General features: G+C 67.7%; 1 protein-coding gene and 1 pseudogene. Both read left to right on the top strand.

Annotated features, from left to right (window positions below):
* Positions 1-469, top strand: a 469-nt coding sequence (locus tag K228_RS0125030) for a CRISPR-associated endoribonuclease Cas6 (protein ID WP_029723985.1), incomplete at its 5' end; no start/stop codon positions are given.
* Positions 466-1348, top strand: a pseudogene (locus K228_RS0125025) (hypothetical protein); the annotation flags it as partial. The gene K228_RS0125030 and the pseudogene K228_RS0125025, both read left to right, overlap by 4 nt.

The raw sequence follows: 1348 nt of genomic DNA, 5'->3' as shown, positions 1-1348 counted from the left end.
GGCGATGCGGATCGCCAACGTGGAGGTGGTCTCGCCACCGGAGTTCGCTGGGGGGCGAGCGAGGCTGCGGACTGCCACACCGGTCGTTATGAAGCGTGGCGGTGTGGTTCCCGCGACGGTAGCGGCGCGGCGTAATGCCGGCGTTGTCGAGGCACCGGCAGACCATGCCAGATCGCAGGTCGATGCATCGGGGGAGCGGGTGTGGCTGCTGCCGACCGATCCGGAGTTCCCGGCTTACGTGCAGGGCAACCTGCGTCGCAAGGTGGAGACGTTGGGCCTGCGGGGCACCGTGTCGCTGGAATCGATCACGTGGGTCGGGCCGAAGCGGTCATTCGGCGTGGGCGGCGGTGCCAAGCCGGGCGCTCCGATCGAGGTGAGGTTGAGCGGCGATGTGGAGGCGTTGCGGGCGATCTGGAGTTGGGGGTTGGGGCAGGCAAACGCGGCGGGCTTCGGATGGATTCAGGCGTGACCATTACGGCGGCTGAGCAGGATGACGCGCCGCTGGTGGACTGCGTGGAGCTTACGGCCCATCCGCTGCAACGCATCGGTGCGTACGCGTTGGCGGCGCTGGCCGAGGTGGATTCCGTGGCGGTGGTGTCGGCCGGGCGCCTCGAGTCGGTAGCAGCCTTGATGGCTGATCATGCTGTCGCTGCGGCGACGGGCCCCGACAGCAAGGCACCGGAGGGGTTCTGGCTGAAGTGCAGTCTGTCGTTTTTTCCGAACTCGCCGATGAACCACCCGAGTAACGGCAAGAAGGCCCCATCGGTAGTGGCGGACGCGGTCCGGAAGTGGCGGGGCCGCCCGTCCTCCGCCCGGGATCCGTTAGCCCCGTGCGTGCTGTGCGGTCGGCCGGGGGTGGGGTTCTACGGCAAGTTGGACGTGGCGTTGGCGGAGAGCGACGCCTACCGGAACAACACACCCCGTGGTCATCAGGGGATGGCGCTTTGCTGGCCCTGTCTGTGCTGTTTCTACGCGTTGCCGTACGGCAGCCAGTTGAGCGGCGGTCCGGGGATGGCGTTGCACAGCTGGGACGAGGATTTTCTGGCGTGGACCGTTGCGGAGCAGGTGGATCGCAACCGACGGGAGATTCTCGTTGGGCGAGGCGTACCGTGGCAGCCGCCGTCCCGGGAGGTGCTCGCACTGCGGGCTCTGCGGGAGTACTGCGATGAGCTGAACGCCGGGGTCGAGTTGTTGGTCTATAGCAACAACAACCGCGGCCAGGTGCTCGACGTGCACGTGATGGATCAACCGTTGGCGGAGTGGCTTCGTCGGACTAGTCAGGCGCCGGCGGCTCGGGCCGGCTACTCCGCTCTGCTGCGGGCGCACAGGACTGCGGATCGGCCCGGGG

It is taken from the genome of Salinispora cortesiana (assembly GCF_000484695.1).
GTDB lineage: Bacteria > Actinomycetota > Actinomycetes > Mycobacteriales > Micromonosporaceae > Micromonospora > Micromonospora cortesiana.
This window is presented reverse-complemented; position numbering and strand designations above follow the sequence as displayed.